Here is a 23,857-nt window from a genome sequence, read left to right as displayed (position 1 = left end):
TCGCGAGGTCGAGAACGCGTGGCCCGCGAGGCGACGGGAACCGGCATCGACGCGTCAGACGACTGTTGGAGAGGTGAGGATTTTAAGGGTACGGTCACCAAAGAGGGGGTATGGGAGTACTCTCACGCATGTCGTACGTCGTCCGGTCGAAGATAAACGCCATCCTCAACCGGGCCGAGGACCCGTCGGAGACGCTCGATTACTCCTACGAGCAGATGCGCGACGAGCTACAGGACGTGAAACAGGGCATCGCAGACCTCACGACCCAGAAGAAGCGACTCGAAATGCAGAAACGCAAGCTCGAGGAGAACGTCGAGAAGCACAACGACCAGGCTCGACAGGCCGTGGAGGCCGACCGCGAGGACCTCGCGCGCCAAGCGCTCGAAAAGAAGAAGACCAAGATGAACCAAATCGAGGAGCTAGAGGGCCAAATCGCGAACCTCCAGAACACGCAGGACAACCTCGTGGACAAGAAGAACCAGCTCCAGAACCGCATCGAGGAGTTCCGCACCAAGAAGGAGAGCATGAAGGCGCGCTACGAGGCCGCGGAAGCTCAGACCCGCGTCTCGGAGGCCATGACCGGTGCGGGCGACGAGATGGAAGACGTCGGGCGCGCAATCGAGCGCGCCGAGGAGCGCACCGAGGACATGGAGGCCCGCTCGCAGGCGATGGACGAACTCCAGGAGTCGGGCGCGTTCGAGGACGCCCTCTCGGACAAGGACAGCCTCGACCGCGAACTCGAAGACGTCCGGACCTCCGGCGAAGTCGATGCCGAACTCGAGACCCTGAAGTCCGAGATGGGCAAGGGGTCGTCCGACTCGGGCGGCTCCGGCGGGGAGACCGATATCGAGGCCGAACTCGAAACCGAGACCGAGACCGAAGCCGACGTCGTAGACGAAGACATCGAACAGGAACTCGAAGAGATTCGAGACGAAGACGAGAGCTAGATTACCGTCCGGCCTGGGCGAATCGCTCGGCCAAGGCCGCATCGGGTGCCGTCGTTATTCTGACCGTGTCGCCGTCGCGCTCGACGACGTAGTGGACGCTCGGCGCGTCGTCGGACGCCGGAACCACCAGCGTCCCGTTCGCGCCAGTCTTCGCGCCGCGAGCGTCGAGCATCCCGCGCCACGTCTCCGCGAACTCCGCGGCCTCGGTCTCGTCGTCCCAGACGGTTACCCAGTGAGTCGCGCTCGTGGCCTGCTCGGTCGCGTAGTACATCCTGTCGTTCGCCCAGCCGTCGGCGGCCGCGGCCGCATCGGCGTACGACACGTCGTTGATTCTGAGCGCGTGGCGAATCGCGAGTTCGCCCACGGTGTCCTCGTGGTACGTGGTTAGCTCGCCGAACTCCTGCGAGGAGTTCGGCGGGGCCGGAAGCGGCGCGCGCGCGCCGCTTCCGGCCGACGCGTCGGGGTGGAGAAGCTCGGCGGTCGAGTTCGGCGGCCGCCGAATCGCGGCGCTTCGCTCGTCGGGCGACCCGCCGCTCGCCCGATAGTACTCGTGGCCGTAGTAGTAGGGCGCGCCCGCGATGCTGTGGGGCCACGCCGGGCGCGCGAGCGTTCGATTGTAGTCGCCGACAGAGTAGCCGCCCCCGGCGTACGCATCGACGTACTCGCGGGTGGTCCACATCGCGTCACCCTCGACCACAGCGGTCGCGACCAACTGGGTGTCGGTCGTCCACTCGCCGAAGTGAGTCCGGAACTCCTCGCGCGAGGGCGAAATCAGGTCGTGCTGGAACTGGAGCGCGTGGACGAACTCGTGGGCCAGCACCACCTCTTGAGCGATGTCGTACTTCGCGAGGTCGGACGCGTTCATGAGGTGGATGTGGACGCCGTCGGCGCGTTCGACAGCGTAACCGAGCGGCATCCGGCGGTCGGTCGAGGCGTTCGAATAGAGTTGGAGGGCGCGCGCGCCCTCGGGGCGCACGTCGGCGAACTGGTCTCGGAGGTCGGTCTCCGGGCCGTCGGCGTCGTCGTACTCGTGGAGGACGATTTCGTCGGTCGCGGTCAGGTCCCGGAGCGATTCGACCCGAGAGAGGACCCCCTCAGGGTCGTAGTCGGGGTCGAACCCCTTCGTCACCACGCGCTCGTCTTCGTCGCTCTGCGTGGTCGTTTCGTTCCCGTTCGCGGTCGTCGTACTCGTTTCGGTTGTCGTCTCGGTCGTTACCGTCGTCGGACCGTCGCGTTCCGCAGTCGTCGGGCCGACTGCCGTCGATTCCCCGTCCCCCGGTGTCGAGGCGCCGAGCGCCGGGGTCGCACCCGCGAGCGCGAGCATGACCGCCAGCACCACGGCGACTCTGGCTGACCGTGCCATGCACTCACGGACGGGCCGCAGAACCAAAAAGCTCCGCGGCGGAGCGGCCCCGCGGATATTTCCGTCGGGTCACCGTCCAGTGGGAGTTGGTGAACCTCTCGCGGGCGATGCTCTAGTTCATCCTCAGGGACATGGACCGCGAGGACGAACCCGAGTGGGACTGACGACCGGCGAGAATCGGGTATCCTGAATTGTCGCAGACCACGGGACGCGCCGCATCTGCGTTCGGTCGCCTCTGCGGTGCGGGCGACCGAACGCAGATGCAAGCGGGGAGGCACGGGGGCGCGGTGCTGTGCGGGGCGGTCTTCATATGTACCGGGAGTCGTTCGCTTTTCGGAACTGAGAATCGTTCACTTCTCGGAACTGAGAGTCGTTCACTTCTCGGACTACACATCGTTCGAGAGGCTACCCCAGACTTGACGACCTGCACGATAGACTGCTACAGACAGCACTTATCCCGACCCGCCCCCAATCTCGGAACCGAACGCACACCGTGCCGACCATCACCATCCCGAAACGAATCCGCGACGAAATCCTCGCACACGCCCGCGACGGCGCGCCCGAGGAAATCTGCGGCGTCCTCGCTGGCGTGCGCGAGGGCGACCCCAGTGACGACGACCCGGAGGCGTCACACCGCATCGAGGCGCACCATCGCGTCGAGACTCACCACCCCGCCGAGAACGTCGCCGACTCGCCCCGGACGCGGTACGAAATCGACCCGCGCGAGCAACTCGACCTGCTGGAATCGGTCGAAGCGTCGGGGTCGGAGGTGGTGGGGTTCTACCACTCTCACCCGCGAGGTCCCGCTGAACCGAGCGCGACCGACGCGGCGGCGGCGACGTGGCCCGGCCGGTCGTACGTCATCGCGTCGCTCGGGGACGATGGTGGTGCTTCTCTCGGGTCGTGGCGCTGGACGGGCGAGGAGTTCGTGACCGAGACGGTTCGGGTCGTTGTATCGGAGTAGTCTGACTCTCGACTAAAGCATCCTGCTCTCGCTCTCGACGTACTTTTTTGACCGAAGCGTCCTGCTCGCACGTCACAAATGAAGACCGCACGGCACCGCAACCGCGGGCCACACCCTCCCCAACCGACTGCGCTTCTCGGCCTTCGGCCTGCGATGCTCATCCCTCGCACGAATGATGGCGCGCCACGAGGGCGCGCCAGCGCGCGCCGACTGTGGATGGACGAGGAGGACGCGGATGAGAAGGACGAAGTTTCGAGAGAGGAAGTCCGAGAAATCTGAATCCCGGTTTCGGCGTCTCAGTTCGACCGCTGAGCCGACCAGACCGCGACCAGACCCAGCAGAATCGCCGGAATCATCGGCAACACGAGATACGCGAATCGGAAGGGCGCGACCGGCGGAAGCAGGAGAATCACGGCCGGGACGACCAGAAAGCTGAACACGATGACGCCGACCAGTACCCACCCGCGCCAGTCCCACTCCTCCTTCCCGCGCTCGATTGGAGCGGCGTGGTCGGTCGTCGCGTCCGAATCCCCGTCCTCGCGGTCGCTCTCGACCTGTCCGGGCCGGTGGGTGTAGGTGTCGTCGGTCATTCCCTACCGTACTCGCTGTCGGGGAGCACCACGACTTTTCCGAATCCCTCGCGGTCTTCGAGCATCTCGTGGGCGCGGGCGGTCTCGCTCATCGGCAGCACCTCCCGAATCGCGGGTTCGAGGTCGCCCGACCACACGAGGTCGAGCACGTCCTCGGCTTCCCCGAGGGTCGCCATCGTGGACCCGATGACGTGGAGTTGGTTCCAGAAGATGCGATTGATGTCGGTAGTGGGATTTCCGCCCGTGGTCGCGCCGCAGGTTAGCACCCGACCACCCTTCGCGAGGCTCTTGAGCGAGTCGCGCCACGTCGCCGCGCCGACGTGGTCCACCACCACGTCAACACCGCGCTTGCCCGTCATCTCGCGGATTCGCTCGGCGAAGTTCGCTTCCTCGTAGTCGATGACGTGGTCCGCGCCGAGTTCTCTGGCGCGGTCGAGTTTTTCCTCACTGCTCCCGGTGGCGTAGACGTTCGCCCCGGCGTACTTGGCTATCTGGACCGCGGCGTGACCGACCCCGCCCGACGCGCCGAGAACGAGCACGTCCTCGCCGGGTTTCACCTCGCCGCGCGTGATGAGCATCCGCCACGCGGTCTGGAAGACGAGCGGCGCGGCCGCCGCGGTCCGCCAATCGACGCCTTTGGGGACCTCGATGAGATTGTCCTCGGGCACCGCGGCCATCTCGGCGTGGACGCCGGGGACGTGCTCGCCGATGACGTGGAAGTCCACGCACATCGTGGTGTCGCCGTGGCGACAGTACTCGCACGTCCCACACGAGACCGCGGCGGCGAGCGCCACCCGGTCGCCGGGTTCGAATCTGGTCACGTCCGCGCCGACTTCGAGGACGACGCCCGCGCCGTCGCTCCCCGGGATGTGAGGCATGTCGAGGTCCATGCCGGGCAGGCCCTTGCGCGTCCACACGTCGAGGTGGTTCAGCGCGCCCGCCTTCACGTCCACCAGCACCTCGTCGCGGTCTGGCGTCGGGTCGGGGAAGTCGCCGTACTCGATTACGTCCCGGTCCCCGTGGTCGGTGAACTGGACCGCTTTCATGTCCGAACCGTTGGCTTCCGGGGGTAAAACTGTACCTCTCCCCGGAGTTTGCCGCCGAGAGCCTCGACTCACACTGTCGCCGACAGTGTCACCCCTCGGTGCTGACGCTCATAATCGTTGTTGCCGGGTCGAGGACCACGGTCCGCCTGCCGAGACACCGCTTTTTTCGAAAAGCGTCAAACATATATACTACGAGTCATCTTTTATATGCATGTCAAAATCGACGGGAATATTCGCCGAGCAGGAGCTTACTGGGACCGTCTCCCCGGCGGAACTCGACGCGCGAAAGTCGCTGGTCGGATTCGGTGAAACCGACGCCGAGAACGTGGCCGGCGTCCGAGAACTTCTCGACGGCCGGGACGACCCGATTGCCGAGCGACTCCGGGACGCGTACGCCGACCACGACGACATCGACGCCGACCAGACCGCGGCGCTGGCGGAACTCGGCGTGACGCTGACCGACACCGCCGAGGCGTACGACGCCGACCACTTCGCCGAGCGCGCTCGATTCGGCGCGGCCCACGACGAACTCGGGCTTCCGTCGTCGGCGTACCTCTGTGGCCACACACGGCTGTTCGAGGCGGTTCTCCCCGCGCTGGCCGAGACGCTTCAGGCCGACATGGAGCGGTCGGTCCGGGAACTCGCGCCGAGCACAAGGGGCGTCGAATCGGGCGAAGACGGCGATTCCGAGTCCGACGAGCTTTCGGTTCTCATCGAGCAGGTGAACGCCCACGTCACCGAGCGATTCGAGCAAGTGACCTCGCTCGCGCGCCTGTTCGCGCTCGACGCGAGCGTGGGACTCGACGCCTACGAAGTCGGCGACGACGCCGACCTCCGCGCGGAGTACGAAGAACTGGTCGAGGAACACGACCGGATGGAGCGCGAGATGAAGAAGGCAGAGGCGGTCCAAGAGCAGGCCCAAGCAAACGTGACCGACCTCAACAAGTCGGCACAGGACGTGACACAGAGTTCGCAGGAAATCAGCCAACTCACCAGCGAGCAGTCCGACCAGATGAACCAAATCGCGACCGAGGTGTCGAAACAGAGTGCGACCATCGAGGAGGTCGCCGCGAGCGCCGAGGAGGTCGGACAGAAGAGCCGCGAGACCCAGCGTCTCGCCGAGGAGGGCCAAGAACTCGGTCAGCGAGCCATCGAGGCGACCGGCGAGACCGACGAGGCCCGCGAGAGCATCGTGGCGGACGCCGAGGCGCTACAGGAGGCCGTGGACGAAATCGGTGACGCGGTGAGGATGATAAACGACGTGGCCGACCAGACGAACCTCCTCGCGCTCAACGCCTCCATCGAGGCCGCTCGTGCCGGAGAGGCCGGGGACGGCTTCGCGGTCGTCGCCGAGGAGGTCAAGAATCTGGCCGAGGAGTCCCAGACCCGCGCCTCAGAAATCGAGTCGATGGTCGAGCGAATCGAGGACAGAACGCAGAGCACGCTGATGAGCCTCGGCGAGAGCGAGCGGTCCATCTCCGACACCGTCGAGGCGGTCGAGAAGACCGGCCAGAAGCTCGAACGCATCGTGGACGCGGCGACCGAGACCGCGACCGGGATGGGCGAAATCACCGACGCGACCGACGAGCAGGCCGCCAGCACCGAGGAGGTGGCGAGCATGATAGACGACGCCGCCGACAAGGCCGAGCAGGTGTCCGACGAGGTGGACACCATCGCCGCCGCGACCGAGGAACAGTCGATGATGGTGTCGGAACTCGACGACGTGATTTCGAAGCTCTAGCCCGTGTTCTTCATCCCGGCCGCGATTCCCGTGACCGTCAGCCTGAGCGCGCGCTCGTCGTCGGGCGTCCGGTCGGAATCGGCGAGCAGATTCACCTGCAGGAGGTTCAGCGGGTCCACGTAGGGGTTTCTGCGCTCCAGGCTCTCTTCGAGCCACTCGCGGGTCAGGAGTCCGTCGCGGCCCGCAATCGCGGTCACGAGTTCGACCGCGCGGTCGTACTCCGATTCGAGTTCCGGGAAGAACTGCTCGCGGAGGTCGTCGGGCGCGAGTGCAGCGTACTCGGTCGCGATTTCGAGGTCGGTGCGGGCGAGCGCCAGCGCGGCGTTGTCGAGGGTGGTCCGGAAGAACGGCCACTCGTCGTACATCTCCCGGAGGGTGTCGAGGTCGCCGCCCGATTCGAGGAACGCGTCCAGTCCGGCGGCGAGCGAGTACCACCCCGGAAGGATACACCGACTCTGCGTCCACGAGAACACCCACGGAATCGCCCGGAGGTCCTCGACCGACCGCTCGCCCGACCGGGAGGCCGGGCGCGACCCGAGGTGGAGTTCCTCGATGACCTCGATGGGAGTCGTTTGCTCGAAGTACGACACGAATCCCTCGGTTTCGAGCAGGCCGCGGTACGCCTCGCGGGCGGCGTCGGCCGCGACATCCATCGCGTCGGTCCACTCGCCGGGCACGTCCTCGGCATCGGTGTCGAGCGCGCGGTGGCGGGCGCGGAGTTGGGCGTCGAGCATCTGCTCCAGATTGCGCTCGGCGATTCGGGGGTTGGCGTACTTCTCGGCGATTGCCTCGCCCTGCTCGGTGAACTTGACCTGTCCGGACACCGTCTCGGGCGGGAGCGCGAGCAGGGCGTCGTTCATCGGACCGCCGCCCCGCGAGATGGACCCGCCCCGGCCGTGGAACAGTCGGAGCGACACGTCGTAGTCGTCGCAGATGTCGGCGATGTGCTTCTGGTTTCGGTAGAGGCTCCAGTTGGCCGCGAGGAAGCCGTTCTCCTTGTTGGAGTCCGAGTAGCCGAGCATGATTTCCTGCGTTCCGTTCCGGGCGTCGAGCGCCGCGGCGTACGCCTCGTTCTCGAACAGCGTGCCCATGATTCGGCGCGCGCCCGACAGCGCGTACTCGGTTTCGAGCAGGGGCACTACGTCGAGTCCCGAGTGTCCGGGGAGAGCCACGATTCCGGCCTGGTCGGCCAGAAACAGGACTTCGAGGACGTGACTCGCTTCCTCGGTCATGCTGATACAGTAGGTGTCGATGGCCTGCGCGCCGTACTCGGCCTGCCAGTCGGCGGTCCGCGAGAAGAGGGAGAGGACGCGCTCGGCGGTCTCCGAGAGGTCGGCGGTGTCGTCCACGTCTATCACGGGGTCGTCCTGCAGGATGGCCTCGGTCAGGACCTCGACGCGCTCGGCCTCGTCGAGAGTCTCGTATTCGATTCCCTCGCGCGCGAGCGCCTCGCCGACCGCCGCGGTGTGATTCTCCTGGTGGTCGCGCAGGTCGAGACTCGCGAGCGTCAGCCCGAACGTCTCGACCTGCCGAACGAGCGAATCGACCTCGGCTTCGGCGATGACCTCCGCGCCGTTTTCGCGCAGGCTCTCGGCGATTGCCTCCACGTCGGCGAGGAGTTCGTCTGCGTCCTCGTACTCGCCGGGGCGCACGTCGCCGACCCTGTCGAGGCGCTCGCGCATCAGCCTGAGCTTCTGGCGGTAGGGTTCGTCGGGGTAGCGTTCTCGGGCCTCCGAAGCGACGGTCGGCAGGCGCTCGCGGTCGGCGTCGAGACGCGCGCGCAGGTCGTCGCCGAGTTCGACGCTCCGGTCGTCCTGGCTCAGGACGCCCGAGAGGCGTTCGAGTTCCGTCCGGTAGCGCGACACCGCGACCTCCCGCTGGCGCGCGAGGGTCTCGGCGGTCACCTCGGGCGTGACGTAGGGGTTGCCGTCGCGGTCGCTCCCGGCCCACGACCGGAACTCGAACAGCTTCGGAATCCGAGCGTCCTCGAACCGGTCGCCGAGTTCGCGTTCGAGTTCGTCGTACACCTCGCCGACCACGTCGAACAGCACGTTTTCGAGGTACCACTGGACGTTGAGCGCCTCGTCGGTCACCTCGGGGCGGCGGTCCCGGACCTGCGGGGTCTGCCAGAGGCTCGTGACCTCGGATTCGAGGTCGCGCTCGACGCGCGCTCGCTCGCGGTCGGTCAGGCGGTGTTCGTCGAGCGTTTCTAAGTCGCCCGCGACCGCTCGGAGTTTCGCCTTCACGGTCTTCCGACGCGCCTCGGTCGGGTGGGCGGTGAACGTGGGTTCGACCAGCACGTCGTCGAGGACGCCCCGGACGGTCTCCGTGTCCGCGCCCGCCTCCGCGAGCGCGTCGGCGGCCGCGGCCACGCTGTCCGAGAGGGTGCCCGCTTGGGACCCCTCGCGGATGGCTCGGACGCGCTCGCGCTCCTCGGCGAGATTTACGAGTTCGAAGTAGGTCGTGAACGCCCGCGCGACCGCTGCCTCGTTCTCGGACGAGAGGCCGTCGAGCGTGATTCGGAGCGAGTCGCGCGAGTCAGTCTCGCCCTGCCGGTAGTCGATGGCGGCGGTTCGGGCCGACTCCACGAGGTCGAACGCCTCGCCGGAGGCTTGGGCTTCGAGCACGTCGCCGAGGAGCGCGCCGAGTTCGCGCACGTCCTGACGCACGTCTCTGGCGTGCAATTTCATACCACACCATTCGGGGCGAGGGGGCTAAAGTGTCGGGACGACGCGAAAATTGCCACTCGGAGGTGAGTGAATCACGATATAACTCGCCAAGAATCCGATGATTTAAATTGGTTCTTTCGGATGAAGTTCATATGCCGGTTCAGGAGTTTATTGGAATTGGCCTTTCTTTAGTTGCAATTCTAATAGCATTACATACTAAATACAAACAACGAGAGAAAGACCGTCTAAGAGATTTAGCTGGGAAACTGAAGACCATCCGGGAGAATTTAAAATATATCCCTAAAACTTTGCAAAACCCACACTCACATGAAGATTTAGATCTGAGACTGTATGAAATTCCTAGAGATATGCTTGCCTGCCATTATAAAACAGGACAGGATGAGGTGACAATATCTGTCAAAATTGAAACTGGCTACGGCGAAGATTCAAAAGAATTGAACAATTCAGAAAAGATTTTTGACAAATACATTAACGGAGAACGTTTCCATATCCGATTGAGAGTGGGAAATCCAGACGAATTCTATGCTTCTGACCGCCAGTTTTTGATAACCGACCCATTTAGCTATTCCTCGTACTTTTATGATCAGGTTTCGGATGTGGAGCAAGAATTTGGCGACGTGATTGAGGATTTTGATGAGGAATTACTCAAAAATTTAAAATCTCATCTGAGGTCCATGCTCAGACAGCATTCCAATCATCTCGTTGAGGAGTCGCAATCGTTTTCATTGAACGTTAGCGATTTTGAATCAGCTGAGGAGTTGGGAGAAGAGGTTTTTAAAGAGTTATATTATTATAATGATCTGGAAGACGATATAGAAGAGCTGGAAAGGAAATTGGAAGAATTAGAGTCGTTTAGAACCACTATTTTACAAACTAGCTATTCTTAAACCTATTTATATTTAGTTTTGGAAAACCCGCTATACAATTCTCGGCAGCGTTGAGCTTTCGCTTGATCAACTGTACTCGCGCCACCGATACCCGCAGTCCTGACACTTGAAAAACCGCGTCGGCGGTTCGTCGGCCGCGCCGGTCTGCTTGATAGTGTACCACGCCGTGTCGTGACCGCACTTGTCGCAAATCACGTCGTTGGCGGTGGGTTTGCCCTCGAAGTTAGCGTCCTCGCTCGTCTCGATGACCTCCGAGTCGCCCTGCTCTTCGGTGCTGACGAACTCCGCCGCCTTCTCCTCGTCCTTGCCGGTGGTGTGCTGGCAGTCGTCGTTCGCACACACCATCTTCGACCCCATGGACTTCATCATCGAGCCGCATTCGTCGCAGAATTGCATGGCCGGGGGTAGACGACGGCTACTGATAAGCGCCACGTTCCGGCGGGTCCGCGACGACGCGACCGATTCGCTGTCGCCTGCTCAACGCCGTCGCGCTACTCGCCGTCGTCGTCCGCGTCGAATCCGAGGTCGCCGAGTTCCGTCTCGTCCACCACCATCGGGCAGTCGGCCACCCGGAAGTGGTCGGTGTCGGGCATTTCGAGGATGTCGGTTCCCTCGTGCGTGCAGGCGAGTTCGGGCGGGTCGCCGAAGTGCGGACAGCCGTGACACGTTCGCTTCGGAATGGTGCGAACGTCGCGGCCAGCGAACCGCCCGGTGGCGTCGGGTTCGTCGGGCGGCACCGCCACGCTGATTCCGTCGTCACCGTCGCCCTCGGCCAACTGCTCCCAGAGCTTCTCGCCGTCGAGTTCGCCGACTTCGACCGACTCGAACGGGTCGTCGTCGGTCGCACGGCGTCGGCGACGGCGTTCGTCCACCTCGGAGGCGACGCCCGAGAGCGGGCCGTCCCGAGGGGGCCGGTCGTCGGCGCGCTCGCCCTCGCCCGCCCGCGACCGGATTTCGTCGGCGAGGTCGCCGAGCGGCGCGTCGCGGTTCGGGGAGTCGTCGGCGCGAGTCGAGGAATCGTCGCCGCCGTCGGTCATTCGTCGTCCTCCAGCATGTCGTCGAGCGCCGCCGAGTGGTCGGCGGCGTCGCTTTCGGCCACGCGGTCGATGTCCCAGTCGGCGCGCTCGCCTTCGAGCGCGGGCGGGTCGCCCACGACGAGCGTGTGCGACCCGAAGAAGCCCTGTTTGGGCTGGACGTCGTTGAACGTGCTCGCGCAGTGAGGGCACTTCGGAGAGGCGAGCAGGCCGACGTGAACCGTCTGGCCGCAGTGGCCGCACGCGGCGCTCTCGACCCCGCGACGATTGGCGAGCGTAGCGAGTTCGTCGGCGGCCGCGCGGGTCGCGTGGCGGGCCGACAGCATTTCGACCTGGTCGCGGAGGTCCACGGTGACCTCCGCGAGCGTGGTGAGTTTGGTCTCGACGTCGTCGGTCGCGTCGGTCAGATACTCCAACACGTCCTCGTAGTTCTCGAAGCCGGTCTCGACGGTCTCGTCCAACTCGGCGACTCGCTCCGTGAGCGAGTCGAGTTCGGCCGCGAGGTCGTCGGCGCGGTCCGCGACCGACGCGGGCGCGAGTTCGGCGTGGTCGTGGTCGCTCGGGGCCTTCCCGTCGGTCTCGCGCTTGACCTGAATCACCCGGTCGCGCACGTCCTGAATCTTCTCGTCGAACTCCTCGCGCGCGTCCTCGACTTCAGTCTCGAAGTCGTCGTGAGTGGCTTCGAGTCGGTCCACGAACTCCCGGCGGAGCGCCTCGATTTCCTCGGACGTGTCGAGAGTCTGAGACGCGTCGGGGCCGTCGCCGTTACCGGTTCGGAGTTGCGCGAGCAGTTCGTCCCGACTCACCCCCAACTCCTCGGCCTTCGAATCGAGCCACCCCTCCAGCGAGTCGCCGCCCCCGGGCGGCGACTCGCTGACATCTTCGCCAGCCATTCGGTTGGAGTTGAGAGAGCGCGGACTTAATGGTTGGCCTCTCTGTCGGACGGTCCGCTCGGAGTCGGGGCAGAAAATGACGGATACGCGGCAACTCTGTTTCGGTCGGTCAGACCTCGGCGTCTTCGACTAGTTCGGCCACGATTTCCACCGTCTCGTCGTCGGCGGGCCGGTGGGGCTTTCGCGGGTGACCCGCGGGCGCACCGCGCTCGGCCATCGCGGCCTTCGCGCCGGGCACGCCAAAGCGTGAGGTGACCGCGCGGTTGAGTTCCACGAGACTCGCGTTGAGTTGGCGGGCCGCCGCGTCGTCGCCGCCGACGTGGAGTCGGTGGATTTCGCTCGCGCGCTCGGGCGCGACGTTCGCGAGGCCGAGGATGCCGCCGTCCGCGCCCGACGCGAGCGCGTGGGCGTAGACGCTCCCGCTCCCCACGAGGAGGTCGAACTCCTCGTCGTCGGTCAGCGCGCGCTCGCGCTGGAGCGTCGTCAGGTCGCCCGACGAGTCTTTCATCCCAGCGACGTTGTCGTGGCTCGCGAGTCGGCCGACGACTTCGGGGTTCAGCTTCACATGAGTGTACGCCGGGACGCTGTAGAGGTACACCGGAATCGGACTCTCGTCGGCGACTTCGCGGTAGTAGGCTTCGAGTCCGTCGTCGTCGTGGCCGTAGTAGAACGGGGTCACGACCAGCGCGGCGTCCGCGCCCGACTCGGCCGCGAGTTCGGTCTGGCGCAGGGTCTCGCTGAGTCCGGGGTGGCCGGTCCCCGCCAACACGGGCCCGTCGGCCTCCTCGGCCACGATTCGAGTCACGCGGTCGCGCTCCTCGACGCTCATCAGTTCGGCCTCGCTGTTCGACCCGCACGGGACGATGAAGTCCACGCCGCGGTCTTCGACCCACGCGACCAGTTCGCGGAGTCGGTCGGTGTCGAGTTCGCCGCCCTCGTCGAAGGGCGTAATCAGGGGAACGCCAGTGCCTCGCATACGGAGTCCTCGTCCCGACCGGCCTTGAATCTGGCCGACGCGGAAATCTACGCCCGGCCCGACGCGACCGCGGCGACCCCGAACGCGACGATTAGCGTGAGGAGCGTCCACGCGAGCCACCACCCGTCGGCGACCGGACCCCTCCGGAGGGCCACCGCGAGACCCGCGGTGACGACGCCGTACGCGACGATTGTGCCGCCGGTGACTCGCGCGACGCGCGAGTCACCGGCGGCTCTTTCCGGGTCGTAGTTCGCCAACAGCCACAGATTCCCGCGAGCGATACTCACGCCAGCGGCGAGGAGGGCGAGGGCGGTCGCACCGACGACGAGCGCGCTCGTGTTCACGGTCGTCGGTAGGTGCTGAAAAGTCATAAATTTGAACCCTCGGCCGACGGGTTCGAACGACGAACTGCGTTTGGTCGCGAAGTACCGGACCGAGACGTCCGCCGAGCGTCTGACGCACTTTTAAGTCAGCGCCGTACACACGCCCGACTGGGCGCGCACGACGGCCTCTCCCCCATCCTCCCACACGCGCGCCCGGCACACCACCACACCTTCCCCCCTCTCCCCCCTCATCCGCTCCCATTTTGGACCGCCACAGGAGTCGTGCGATTCGGGAGTGCGGTTGCGTAGGCGACGCGTAACGACCATTACAGCGCCGGACAGTCACAGCCTACGACCGCTACAGACGGCCCATAACAAAGTCCGAACTCGCCGGAGAAGGGAACGCGCCCGACGGTTCGGGCGCACGCGTGCAGCAGTCTCCCGGTCGAGCGACCCGACGACGCCGGAGGCCCTGGCGGCGAGTTGGCTTCTCGCCACAGTGTCACCAATCCTCCCACGAAAGTTCTCGTCTCGGGTGCCGACGACCCCGCGCTGTCCACTCGCCCTCCGCTTTTTCATACTGTCGGCTGTACGTCCGTGGAAATCACCGCTGAGGAGTGGACGTTCCCTCGGCTCTACCCTCGTCTTCTACGCACCGCTGTTCGAAGCAGTACAGCCGACAGTCTCAGTCGGAAGCCGCGGCACTGTCGCCCTGCAACTGCTCGCGCGCCGCCGACAGCGCGTCGCGGTCGGCGATGACCGCGAGCCTATCGCCCGCCTCGACGGTGGTCTGAGGCAGCGGAATCGTCATCCGCTCGCGTGCTCGACCGTGGGCGTAAATTCGGGCGTTCTCGGGGAGTTCGATTGCGGTGACCCGGTCGCCGACCACCGGGGAGCCTTCGGAGATAGTCATCGTCGTCAACTGAAGCCCCTCGGTGAGGTCGGCGATGACGTTGAAGTCGCCGCCGAGGAGCGCGGTCTTCGCGCTCGCTGCGCCGAGTCGCTCGGGGTACACCACCTCGTCCACGTCGTCGGCGAACTTGTGGTAGATGTCGCCCCGGTAGTCCTCGTCGATGCGCATGACGGTCCGACAGCCGTAATGTTTGCCAATCATGCACGCCGCGAAGTTGACGTTGAGGTCGCCGGTCAGCCCCGCGATGGCGTCGGCGGTTTCGAGGTCGGTCCCTTCGAGGACGTCCTCGTTTGCCCCGTCGCCCTCGACGACCAGAAACTCCTCGGAGCGCGCTCGGTCGGCCTTCTCGGGGTCGTTCTCCACGACCGTGACCTCGTGACCTTCCTCTTTGAGAATGCGGGCGGTGCGCAGGCCCACGCGGCCCGCACCGACGATGACGAATCGCATGGACGCCTCTACTCCGGGAAGAACCAAAAGGGTTGGCGCGGGTTCGAACGCTCTCGACGGGGCGAAATTCGCGGCGGGATGAAGTCTGCGACGCGCGCTTACCGCGAGGTCTCGCGACCGTCTACCAGTTCGGTCACGGTCTCGTAGAGGCGCTCGGCGTCTCCGACGGGCTTGGTGAGGTAGGCGTCGCAGTCGAGGTCGGGCGACGGACTCGACGCCGAAATCACGGCGACTCGGCAGTCGAGCCCCTCGGCTCGGATTTCGCCGAGGAGGTCGTCGCCGCACCCGTCGGGGAGTCGCCGGTCGAGCAACACCACGTCGAGGTCGGTGTCGAACAGTTCGCGGGCGTCGGCCGCGCTGTACGCCGTCAGCACGTCGTACTCCTCGGAGAGAATTTTCGCGAACCCGTCGGCGAGCGGGCGGTTGTCGTCCACCACCAGTACGGTCGGGTCTTGAGTCATACTCGTATTGTCAGGCACTACGCTCTACTCGGCCGATGGAACCCCACGCATAACGAATGGGCAGTTCGTTGCAGAGCGTTGCAACCGTTGCAGTCGCGGCCTCGGTTCGTCCCGCAGGACCGGCGGCCCTTTCGCGGTCTTTCGCCGGCGATTCAGCGCGCGGTTCTCACGCGACACGTCTGGCCGAGTCCCGGCGTATCGGGTCGTTTCCACCGCGCGAGAATCGGACGTGTTTATTTATTTCGGGAGCGCAAACCACCGATTGTCATGTACGACACCGTGTTGCTTCCGACCGATGGAAGTCGAGCTATGGAACGCGTCGTCGAACACGCCCGCGACATCGCCGCGCGCCGGGACGCCGCGGTCCACGTCCTCTACGTCGTGGACGACCGGGCGTTTCTGACTCTCGACGACGACCGGATTCCGGGAGTGACCGACGAACTCCGCGACGAGGGCGAGCACGCGACCGCCGAGGCCGCCGAAGCGCTCGAAGGCGACGGCCTCGACGTGACCGCCGCGGTCCGGAAGGGCAACCCCGCCGACGAGATTCTGGCCTACGCCGACGAGGCCGACGCGGACCTCGTGGTGATGGGCACGCACGGTTCGGACCCGACTCGCGACATGCTCGGAAGCGTCTCCCAGAAGGTGGTCACGCTGGCGTCCGTTCCGGTGCTAACGGTGAACATCGGCGACACCTCGGCGTAGGGCGGGTCCTCGAACTACGTCTCGGACCGCCAGATGGCCGTGAGTACGTCGTCGCCGTCCCGAACCGTGTCGAACTCGTAGCCCCTGTCGCCGAGTTTGGGGTAGAGGTGTTGGGGGGCGCGGTCGTTGCGCTGGACCAGCACGGTCCGGTCGTCGAGGTCCGCGAGCGTTTCGAGCGTCTCGGTCAGGGGTTTCGGCGGTCCCGCCGCGCGCACGTCGAGCGCACGCCGCGGCCGGTCGGTCGGCGCGTCGGTCCGTTTGACGCCTCTCGCCGCGAAGTCGGCCTGCTTTGAAGTCACGTTCTCACGGATGGTGCGCACTGCTACCACGTTTATCCCGAATCCGTTCGCCGGTCGTCCAAGTCACCCGGGCGAGGTACCGAACATGTTCGGGAGGACTTATGCGAGTGCGGAACGAGAAGCTTCGAACACAGATGCCGACCGCGAAACTCCACATCACGCTGCCCGAGAGCGTCTGGATTCACCAGCTATCGACTGCGCACCCCGACACCGATTTCCGCGTGCTGGCGGCGTTTCCGGCCGACGCCACCGGGGTCGGACTCCTCGAACTCTCCGGGCCGGACCTGCCGAGCGTCGTCGGCGAGATGGAGCGCCACGACGAAATCGTTCGGCTCGACCTCCAACAGGCGTCCGAAGACGCCGCCCTCGTGGAGTTCGAGACCACCGCACCGCTGTTGCTGTTCTCGGTTCAGGAGTCGGCGATGCCGCTCGAACTCCCGTTCACCATCCGCGACGGCGAGGCCACCGTCGAGGTCACGGCCTCTCGCGACCGCCTCTCGGCGTTCACCACGCAACTGGAGGCGTTCGGCATGCGCTTCGACGTTGAGTACGTCCGCGAGATGGTCGGCTCCGAGAGCCTGCTCACCGACCGCCAGCGCGACCTGCTCTCGGCCGCCGTCTCCGAGGGGTACTACGACACCCCGCGGGAGTGTTCGCTGACGGAGTTGGCCGAGACGGCGGGCGTGGCGAAATCGACCGCGAGCGAGACGTTGCATCGTGTGGAAGAGAAGATAATCAAGCAGTACATCGAGGGGTAAGCGACGGTCAGCCCGCCGGTCGGCAAAGTCCTAGGTGACGGCGAAGCCCGAGGTGGAACCGTTCGTCCGAGGTGGAGACACGACGGTTCCGAAGCCCAGACAGCAAAACGCATTTGTCGGCGAGTCAATAACATCGGACGATGCCCTCCGCGAATACGCCCCAGAGCGAGTCGGCCGAGAGCGACCAAACACAGTGGAGGAGACGACGGTTTCTCGAGAAGACCGGAGTCGCAGTAAGCTCTCTCGCGACCGCGTCCAGTCTCGCGGGGTGTCTCGACCGTCGCGAGCCGAGCGACTCGTCGGCAATCGAAGCGATAGAGGCGACCTTCGACGCGCTGGACGACATCGAAGGCTACGCGGTCGAGATAGGCGGTAGTGTCGAGGCGAGGGCGAGTGGTGAGACCTCGACGACAGTTCTCGACGGGGAGCAACGAATCGACGAGACGGCTCGCCGGTCCCACGCGTTCGTCGAGACCACCACCAATCGCGACGAACAATACCTCGACGACGAGACCCTCTACGAGCGATGTGACTCGTCTCGATACACCAACGTCGATGAGGTGTGGTATCCGACGGAAACGAAGGTGGATTGGGCGAAAGCGACGCTTCTCGGCTCCCAACAGTCCCTGTTGGAGATATCGGAGGTGTACGACCGCGGGACGGAGGACCGCTTCGGAGGCGAGGCTCGCGTCGTGGAGTTCGCGGTCAACCCCGAGAAATACGACCGATATCAGCGACGGCTCGGGGGCGCAGACGAAAACACTCCGACTCCCGACACCGTCTCCCTCACTCAGTGGCTGGTCGAAGACCGACCGGTTCGAGTCCGAACCGAAGTCGAACGGGGGTCGTCGTTCGGTCCCACGGTGGAGGAGGATATCCGATACGACGTGACCTACGAACCCGTCTCGATAGAACTGCCGGACATCGTCGAGGACGAAGACGCCTGTCCCGAAATCTGAGACGGGACCCTACGCGGTTTCGGCCAGTCGGCCGGCGACCGCCTTCGCCTCCCGAATCCGCCCCGGAATCCCGGCCCGCGCGGCGTAGTTCGTACACAGATGCACGCCCTCGGGCATCGAAACCCGGTCGAGCGCGGTCCAACTCCGGTCGTAGGCTGGCATCCCGCGCTCCAGTCGATGCACCGACAGCGCCCGCGCCGACTCGCCCGTAATCGCCTCGAACTCCCGGGCCGCCACGGATTCGAGTCGGTCGTCGCCCCACTCGACCAGCTCGGGATTTCGCGCACCGCCGAGATAGCAGGTGTAGACGCCGTCGCGGTCGAGCAGGCTGGCGTTCCACGTCGTCCCGAGGGTCCGAAACGACTCGTCGTACTGGACCTGATAGCCCGCGCCGGTCAGGTCGGCGTCCGAGCGGAGGTGGACCAGCACCTGCGGATTGTACCGCAGGTCGTCGAGCGCGGCCGCCGAGTCGGGCGCGAGGTCCCGGAACAGGTCGGCAGTCACGTCGGCCGGGGTGGTGACGACGAGGTCGCGGACCGCGACCTCGTCGTCGGGCGTTTCGAGGACGAACCGCGGCCGGTCGCCTTCGTCGCCGCCCTCGCCCGTTCCGGCGCGCCGAACCCCCCGGACCGGCGCGCCGAGGCGCACGCTCCCGGCGTGCGCCTCGGCGAGCGCCTCGGGAAGTCGCTGGAGTCCGGCGTCGAACGACGCGATTGGCGGCGGGTCCCGGCCGCTCAAGGCCTTTTTCGCGACCGAGAGGAGGACGCTCCCCTCGATGCCCGCCGAATCGAGCGCCCGCGAGAGCGAGTATCCCATCGGCATCTCGTCGGGGTGCGAACCGTAGAGACCGCCGTACAGCGGCCCGAAGTAGTTCCGGGCGACCTCGGAGCCGAACGTCCGGGTCAGGAATTCTTCGACCGTCTCGTCGTCTCGGGGCGGTCCTGTGAGGGGTTCGAGCAGGACGCGGAGCTTCGCGGGCCACGAAATCAGGTCGGTCGCGACCGCCTCGCGGGGCGTCTGTGGCACCCGTCGGAGCTTCCCGTGGTGGTAGACGTAGAGCGGCACGTCGGCGGCCTCCCGGAGTTCGTCACCGAGTCCGAGCGACTCGACGAGTTCGGCCAGAGTCGGCGTGAGGCGAGTTCGCTGCGGGCCGAGGTCGAGGACGCGGCCCTCGACCCGACGACTTTGCACGACCCCGCCGGGTTCGGAATCGGCCTCGAAGAGGTGGCTCTCGACGCCCATTTCCCGGAGGTAGTGGTGGGCCGCGAGACCGGTGAGTCCGCCGCCCACGACGCCGACTGTCATCGTTCCAGCAGAAGGTCGAGGGCGGTTTCGATGTCGGTGCGCTCGGCGTCGGCGAGGTTCGACGCCCACTCCTCGATTAGCGTGTTGGCGAGGTCATCCGCGAGGCGAGCGACCGCGGCGCGCTCGGCGGGCGTTACCTCGCCGCTGGCCGCCAAGCGCGCGAGCGCGGTGTCGAGTTCCCGCCGGGCCACGCGCTCGCCGCGCTCGCGGAGGTGGGCGACCGCCGGTTCGGGGTCGGGCGAATCGTCGGATTCCGGCGGTTCGCGCTCGGCGACTTCGGTCACGGATTCTGAGTCCGAGTCCGACGCCCGAAGCGACTGTCCCGAACGTGTTCGGTCGAGCGCGGACATCACGCGACCCCCCGCGGGAGCGGCCCGTCGTAGCCCTCGGGAACGAACGCACAGAGCGGGTCGCTCTCGAGCGGGTCGCCGGTGTACGCGTAGGCCCGCGACCTGCTCCCGCCACAGACGTTCCGGTAGGGACACGCGCCGCACTTGCCCTTCAGGTCGTCCTTCTCGCGGAGCGATTCGAACAGGTCGGCGTTCCGGTAGATGTCCACTACGCTCCGGTCGCGGACGTTCCCGGCCGACTTCGGCAGGAAGCCCGAGGGGTACACCTCGCCGACGTGGCTCACGAACGCGAAGCCGTCGCCCGCGGTGATGCCCATCTGACGGCGGGGCGGCCCGTCGGCCGCTTGGACGGCGACTCGGCGGTAGTGAGGCGCTTCGGTCGTCTTGACCCCGAAGGGCCACACCTCACGGTTGTCGGCCAGCCACTCCATCACCGATTCGGCCCGGTCGGGTGTAATGGGGTCGAGCGCCGCGCCCCGGCCCACCGGAACGAGGAAGAAGACGCTCCAGAGGACCGCGCCGAGGTCGGCGACGAGGTCGGCGATGGCGGGCAGGTCCGAGACGGTCTGCTTGCAGACGGTGGTGTTGACCTGCAGGGGAAGTCCCTCGTCTCCCGCGGCGAGCGCGGCCTCCATCGTCTCGGCGTAGCTCCCGTCCTCGCCCCGGAAGGCGTCGTGGGTCTCGGGGGTCGCGCCGTCGATGCTGACCGCCATCCGCCGGAGGCCCGCGTCCGCGAGGTCCTCGACCGCGCTCCGGGACAGCGAGGCGGTCCCGCTCGGTGTCATCGTGACGTGCAGGCCGATGTCGGTGCCGTACGCCACGAGGTCGGTCGCGTCGTCGCGCTTCAGCGGGTCGCCGCCCGAGAACACGACCAGTTGGTTCTCGCCGAACTCGCGGGTCTCGTCGAGGAGCGCCTTCGCCTCCGCGGTCGTGAGTTCGTCGGGGTGGCGATTCACCTCGGCGTCGGCCCGGCAGTGTTCGCACGCGAGGTCACAGGCCTGAGTCAGTTCCCAGATGAGGACGAACGGGCGCTCGTCCGTCTCGACTCGCGCGGGCGGGCCGCCCGCGCGAGCCGATTGGCTGGACCGAGTCGATTGGCCTGCACGAGCCGATTTCCCCGACCGACCGGCTGGCTCGGACATGGGCGGATTACTCCACGACGATTGCGCCTTTCATCCCCATCGCTTCGTGGGGGACACAGACGTACTCGTACGTTCCCGTCTCCTCGAAAGTGTGTTCGAACGTGTGTCCCGCTTCGGTGACCTGCTCGCTCTCGAACGAGCCGTCCTCGGCGACGACGTTGTGCGCGTCGCCGTCGCCGGTCCATTCCCAGACGACCGTGGTTCCGGTCGAGACGGCGACCGCGGCCGGGCCGAACGCGAAGCCGCCGCCGTTGCCCTCCGCGCCGACCATGACCGTCACTTCGTCGGCACCGGTCTCGTCGGCCACGCCGTCGTAGTTCTCCACGTCGTCGAACCACCCGCCAAAGTCGTAGTCGCCGCTCGACCCACTGGAGTCGTCGCCGCCGCTCCCGTCGCCCCCCGAATCGTCGCCCGACCCGCCCGCGTCGCCGGAACAGCCAGCGAGCGCAGTCGAAGCGACGCCGACAGCCGCCATCTTCAGCACCGTCCGCCGGTCGAATGTGTCGCGTTGGGTCGTCATGCTGTGTTCGGCAGTTGCAACCCCGCGTAAATACCCGTATCTTCGATTCTCGCCCGGTGAAAATCGTCCGAACACGTTCGGGGCCACGGCTACCCGCGCCGCGACGGAACGTTCGCACATGCCAATCCCGCGCCCCTTCGCGACCGCCGACGCCGACGACGAGACGTTCGACGGGTACGACGAGTTCGTCCTGGCCCACCTACCGGACCCCGGCCCGTTCCTCGACGGTGCCGACGTGCTGACCGGCGACGACCACGTCGCGTTCCACCGACTCACGCGCGACATCTTCGAGGAGCGGGGCGTGTACGACGCGACGTTCGGCTACAACCTCGCGCGTCTCAATCTCGACTCGCGCCACCCGAACGCGGGCTTTCGCTACGCGGTCGCGCCCGACGACGCGAGGGTCCTGCTCGCGGAGTTCACCCCGACCACCGAGTTCTGTCCGCAGAGCGACAGCCTCACCAAGGGGTCGTTTCGCGCGTGGAACGGACTGGCCGACCGCCACGAGTACGACCGCGTCTCGGTCGCGGTCGCGCCGCTCCACCACGACAGCACCCGGATAAACGAGACGCTCGGCGATTTCGAACGCCAGTATCGCGGCGAGGGGACCCCCGAAAACGAGTCACGGAGAGCGAACAACGAACCGGACGACGGCCCGGCGACCCCGTTCTGAGGTTTCGGAAGGTCGAACAGTCCACCGAGGGTGGGAATTCCGAAAGACCCGTCTTTCGGCTTCCCGTTCGTTCCTCACGGGAATGAAAGGGGCCGCCCGCTGGCGGGCCGCAGGCCCGTGATCGTCTCTGCAGGCCACTATTCGGCGAGCGTTAGCGAGCCGAATATCCTGCAGAGCGACCGCCAGCGGGCGGGGGCTTTCGTAGCAGTCTCCGAATCCGCGACTCTCGAAAATCAGCGTGCTCTCGGCCGAACACCTTCGGCGCAATCGCTACCGAAGTCGGCCGACCATCTTCGAGCATGACCAGAACCCTCGACACCCGCGACATCGACAGCGAACCGTTCGGCGCGATTACGGCGGCGCTCGGCGACCTCGGAGACGACGAGGCGCTCGTCCTCGTCAACAGCTTCGAACCCGAACCCCTGTACGCCGTCCTCGACGCGAGGGGGTTCGACCACGAGACCGAACGGGTCGCGCGCGACGAGTGGCGGGTCGAAATACGGCGACGATGACCGCGATTCCGGGCGGCATCGACGCCGAGCGCGGACCGCCGATGGTCGTCCCGCTCGGCCACTTCGTGGTGGGGTTCGTGTTTCTGGTCGCTGGGAGCGCGCTCGGAGTCGCCGGAGTCGCGGGAGTCGGTCCGGGATTCGCCGAACTGGCCCACGTCCACCTCCTGCTCGTCGGGTGGGTGTGTGTCACCATCATGGGCGCGATGACCCAGTTCGTCCCGGTCTGGTCGGGCGTCGAACTCCACTCCCGGCGACTCGCGGCGGCCGCGCTTGGTCTCGTTTCGGTCGGGGTCTCGGGGTTCGCGGGTCTGCTGGTGGCGGGCGAACTCGGGTGGCTCCCGGTCGCGGGCGTGGCGATGCTCGCGGGGTTCTGGACGTTCGTCTACAACGTCGGCCGGACCCTCCGGAGAGTCGAGGACCTCGACGCGACCGAGCGCCACTTCGCGCTCGCACTCGGGTACGTCCTCGTCGTGACCGCGCTCGGACTCGTCCTCGCGCTCGATTTCGCCCGGCCGACGCTCGCATCCGCGGGACTGGCTCGCCCCCGAATCGTTGCGGCTCACGCCACGTTCGCGGTGTTCGGCGTGGTTCTGACGACGGTGATGGGCGCGCTCTCCCAACTCGGGACGATGTTCACTCAGACCGAGTTCGACCGAGCGGACGACGCGCTCAGGCGAGTCGAGGAGTGGACCTACCCGGTCGGAGTCATCGCGCTCGCGCTTGGACGCGGGGCCGGCGTCGAGCGGGTCGCGCTCGTTGGCGGCGCGCTCGTCCTCGTCGGTCTCTCGGCGTTCGCCGCGGTCCTCTGCCGGAAACTGGCCGAGAGTCGCGTCGAGCGCACGCCGATGCTGTCGCGGTACGCGGTGGTCGCGCTCGCGCTCCCCGCGTGGGCGCTCGCGACGATTCCGGCGTGGCTCGCCGACCCCCTCGACCCGGCCGCGACGTTCGGCTACCCGGTCGCGGGGCACTTCCTGCTCGCCGGAGTCGTCGGGTTCGTCCTGCTCGGGACGCTCTACCACGTCGTGCCGTTCATCGTCTGGATTCGCCGGTACAGCGACCGCGTGGGACTGGAGCGAGTGCCGATGATAGACGACCTCTACGACGACCGCCTCGCTGGACTCGACTTCTGGCTGACGCTCGGCGGGCTTTCGCTCGTGGTCGGCAGCGAAGTCGCACGAATCGAAGGGGCGGTTCTGGTGGGCGGCATCGCGACGACAATCGGGTTCGGGGTGTTCGCCGCGAATCTGGTCGGCGTCGTGGTCAGGCACGGCCCGGAGTCGCTTCGGGTCGGGTTTCTCGGCGGGCGTGAGTCGGCGTCGGACTCCGACGCCGACGGGCCGTTTTCGTGAGGACGTTTCG

At 66.2% G+C, this 23,857-nt stretch carries 26 protein-coding genes; 10 read left to right on the top strand and 16 right to left on the bottom strand.

Going from position 1 to position 23,857, the window contains the following annotated elements; all coding sequences use genetic code 11:
• The first annotated feature begins 110 nt into the window (after positions 1-110).
• Positions 111-947 (top strand): PspA/IM30 family protein, encoded by an 837-nt coding sequence (locus EKH81_RS05145; protein ID WP_132056852.1) that lies wholly within the window; start codon positions 111-113, stop codon positions 945-947.
• A 1-nt stretch (position 948) separates the two neighbouring features.
• Here the strand turns inward: EKH81_RS05145 and EKH81_RS05140 are convergent, their stop codons facing one another.
• Positions 949-2,310, bottom strand: coding sequence for a hypothetical protein (locus EKH81_RS05140; RefSeq protein ID WP_132056850.1), 1,362 nt, complete (start codon positions 2,308-2,310; stop codon positions 949-951).
• 493 nt (positions 2,311-2,803) lie between these two features.
• Here EKH81_RS05140 and EKH81_RS05135 point away from each other — a divergent pair, with 493 nt between their 5' ends.
• Positions 2,804-3,274, top strand: coding sequence for a desampylase (locus EKH81_RS05135; protein ID WP_132056848.1), 471 nt, complete (start codon positions 2,804-2,806; stop codon positions 3,272-3,274).
• A gap of 296 nt (positions 3,275-3,570) precedes the next feature.
• On the opposite strand, the gene EKH81_RS05130 is transcribed toward EKH81_RS05135, so the two are convergent.
• Positions 3,571-3,864, bottom strand: a complete 294-nt coding sequence (locus EKH81_RS05130) for a DUF7977 family protein (protein WP_202935066.1) — start codon at positions 3,862-3,864, stop codon at positions 3,571-3,573.
• A complete protein-coding gene (locus EKH81_RS05125; RefSeq protein WP_132056846.1) occupies positions 3,861-4,910 on the bottom strand; it encodes a zinc-binding dehydrogenase in 1,050 nt (349 codons plus the stop codon). The genes EKH81_RS05130 and EKH81_RS05125 overlap by 4 nt, the downstream gene beginning before the upstream one ends.
• 211 nt (positions 4,911-5,121) lie before the next feature.
• Between EKH81_RS05125 and EKH81_RS05120 the strand changes: the two genes are divergently transcribed.
• A complete protein-coding gene (locus tag EKH81_RS05120; protein WP_132056844.1) occupies positions 5,122-6,651 on the top strand; it encodes a methyl-accepting chemotaxis protein in 1,530 nt (509 codons plus the stop codon).
• On the opposite strand, the gene ppc is transcribed toward EKH81_RS05120, so the two are convergent.
• Complete coding sequence (gene ppc, locus EKH81_RS05115) at positions 6,648-9,341, bottom strand: phosphoenolpyruvate carboxylase (protein WP_132056842.1); 2,694 nt, start codon at positions 9,339-9,341, stop codon at positions 6,648-6,650. The two genes, EKH81_RS05120 and ppc, sit on opposite strands and share 4 nt — an antisense overlap.
• Before the next feature lie 131 nt (positions 9,342-9,472).
• Here ppc and EKH81_RS05110 point away from each other — a divergent pair, with 131 nt between their 5' ends.
• Complete coding sequence (locus EKH81_RS05110; protein ID WP_132056840.1) at positions 9,473-10,228, top strand: hypothetical protein; 756 nt, start codon at positions 9,473-9,475, stop codon at positions 10,226-10,228.
• A 66-nt stretch (positions 10,229-10,294) separates the two neighbouring features.
• On the opposite strand, the gene EKH81_RS05105 is transcribed toward EKH81_RS05110, so the two are convergent.
• From EKH81_RS05105 to EKH81_RS05075, 7 genes are all read right to left on the bottom strand, one after another.
• A complete protein-coding gene (locus tag EKH81_RS05105; protein WP_132056838.1) occupies positions 10,295-10,624 on the bottom strand; it encodes a transcription factor S in 330 nt (109 codons plus the stop codon).
• A gap of 95 nt (positions 10,625-10,719) precedes the next feature.
• On the bottom strand, positions 10,720-11,265 hold the full coding sequence (locus EKH81_RS05100; protein WP_238392123.1) for a DUF8135 domain-containing protein: 546 nt from the start codon (positions 11,263-11,265) through the stop codon (positions 10,720-10,722).
• On the bottom strand, positions 11,262-12,155 hold the full coding sequence (locus EKH81_RS05095; protein WP_132056836.1) for a hypothetical protein: 894 nt from the start codon (positions 12,153-12,155) through the stop codon (positions 11,262-11,264). The genes EKH81_RS05100 and EKH81_RS05095 overlap by 4 nt, the downstream gene beginning before the upstream one ends.
• A gap of 109 nt (positions 12,156-12,264) precedes the next feature.
• Positions 12,265-13,131: a dihydrodipicolinate synthase family protein gene (locus tag EKH81_RS05090; RefSeq protein ID WP_132056834.1), complete on the bottom strand. Its 867-nt coding sequence runs from the start codon at positions 13,129-13,131 to the stop codon at positions 12,265-12,267.
• Between the two features lie 47 nt (positions 13,132-13,178).
• Positions 13,179-13,475 (bottom strand): hypothetical protein, encoded by a 297-nt coding sequence (locus EKH81_RS05085; RefSeq protein ID WP_132056832.1) that lies wholly within the window; start codon positions 13,473-13,475, stop codon positions 13,179-13,181.
• A 664-nt stretch (positions 13,476-14,139) separates the two neighbouring features.
• Positions 14,140-14,814 carry a potassium channel family protein gene (locus EKH81_RS05080; protein ID WP_132056830.1) on the bottom strand — a complete coding sequence of 225 codons (675 nt, stop codon included), beginning with the start codon at positions 14,812-14,814 and terminating at the stop codon, positions 14,140-14,142.
• A gap of 98 nt (positions 14,815-14,912) precedes the next feature.
• Positions 14,913-15,275, bottom strand: coding sequence for a response regulator (locus EKH81_RS05075; RefSeq protein WP_132056828.1), 363 nt, complete (start codon positions 15,273-15,275; stop codon positions 14,913-14,915).
• 267 nt (positions 15,276-15,542) lie between these two features.
• On the opposite strand from EKH81_RS05075, the gene EKH81_RS05070 reads away from it, so the two are divergent.
• Positions 15,543-15,980, top strand: coding sequence for a universal stress protein (locus tag EKH81_RS05070; RefSeq protein ID WP_132056827.1), 438 nt, complete (start codon positions 15,543-15,545; stop codon positions 15,978-15,980).
• A gap of 14 nt (positions 15,981-15,994) precedes the next feature.
• Here EKH81_RS05070 and EKH81_RS05065 read toward each other — a convergent pair whose 3' ends face one another.
• Positions 15,995-16,300, bottom strand: coding sequence for a DUF2249 domain-containing protein (locus EKH81_RS05065; RefSeq protein WP_394352036.1), 306 nt, complete (start codon positions 16,298-16,300; stop codon positions 15,995-15,997).
• A gap of 113 nt (positions 16,301-16,413) precedes the next feature.
• Here EKH81_RS05065 and EKH81_RS05060 point away from each other — a divergent pair, with 113 nt between their 5' ends.
• Together EKH81_RS05060 and EKH81_RS05055 are read left to right on the top strand one after the other, a co-directional pair.
• Positions 16,414-17,037 (top strand): helix-turn-helix domain-containing protein, encoded by a 624-nt coding sequence (locus EKH81_RS05060; protein ID WP_132057733.1) that lies wholly within the window; start codon positions 16,414-16,416, stop codon positions 17,035-17,037.
• 140 nt (positions 17,038-17,177) lie between these two features.
• Positions 17,178-17,996, top strand: coding sequence for a hypothetical protein (locus EKH81_RS05055; RefSeq protein WP_132056825.1), 819 nt, complete (start codon positions 17,178-17,180; stop codon positions 17,994-17,996).
• 9 nt (positions 17,997-18,005) lie between these two features.
• Here EKH81_RS05055 and hemG read toward each other — a convergent pair whose 3' ends face one another.
• From hemG to EKH81_RS05035, 4 genes are read right to left on the bottom strand one after another with little or no spacing between them, the layout of a single operon-like run.
• Positions 18,006-19,301 carry a protoporphyrinogen oxidase gene (gene hemG / locus EKH81_RS05050; RefSeq protein ID WP_132056823.1) on the bottom strand — a complete coding sequence of 432 codons (1,296 nt, stop codon included), beginning with the start codon at positions 19,299-19,301 and terminating at the stop codon, positions 18,006-18,008.
• On the bottom strand, positions 19,298-19,651 hold the full coding sequence (locus tag EKH81_RS05045) for a hypothetical protein (protein WP_132056821.1): 354 nt from the start codon (positions 19,649-19,651) through the stop codon (positions 19,298-19,300). Before EKH81_RS05045 ends, hemG begins: the two co-directional genes overlap by 4 nt.
• On the bottom strand, positions 19,651-20,793 hold the full coding sequence (locus EKH81_RS05040; RefSeq protein ID WP_132056820.1) for a radical SAM protein: 1,143 nt from the start codon (positions 20,791-20,793) through the stop codon (positions 19,651-19,653). The genes EKH81_RS05045 and EKH81_RS05040 overlap by 1 nt, the downstream gene beginning before the upstream one ends.
• A gap of 7 nt (positions 20,794-20,800) precedes the next feature.
• Entirely contained in the window at positions 20,801-21,313 is a 513-nt protein-coding gene (locus EKH81_RS05035) for a halocyanin domain-containing protein (RefSeq protein ID WP_132056818.1), read from the bottom strand.
• Positions 21,314-21,431: 118 nt separating this feature from the next.
• On the opposite strand from EKH81_RS05035, the gene EKH81_RS05030 reads away from it, so the two are divergent.
• The 3 genes from EKH81_RS05030 to EKH81_RS05020 all read left to right on the top strand — a co-directional run bounded on the left by EKH81_RS05030 (position 21,432) and on the right by EKH81_RS05020 (position 23,847).
• A complete protein-coding gene (locus EKH81_RS05030; protein WP_132056816.1) occupies positions 21,432-21,986 on the top strand; it encodes a DUF7998 family protein in 555 nt (184 codons plus the stop codon).
• Between the two features lie 299 nt (positions 21,987-22,285).
• Complete coding sequence (locus EKH81_RS05025) at positions 22,286-22,498, top strand: DUF2249 domain-containing protein (RefSeq protein ID WP_132056814.1); 213 nt, start codon at positions 22,286-22,288, stop codon at positions 22,496-22,498.
• Positions 22,495-23,847, top strand: coding sequence for a hypothetical protein (locus EKH81_RS05020; RefSeq protein WP_132056812.1), 1,353 nt, complete (start codon positions 22,495-22,497; stop codon positions 23,845-23,847). The genes EKH81_RS05025 and EKH81_RS05020 overlap by 4 nt, the downstream gene beginning before the upstream one ends.
• Positions 23,848-23,857 lie beyond the last annotated feature (10 nt).

Origin of the sequence: Halorussus amylolyticus (genome assembly GCF_004143485.2) — an archaeon.
Lineage (GTDB): Archaea > Halobacteriota > Halobacteria > Halobacteriales > Haladaptataceae > Halorussus > Halorussus amylolyticus.
Note: the sequence above shows the minus strand (reverse complement) of the source record. Positions and strands in the feature narration are given on the sequence as shown.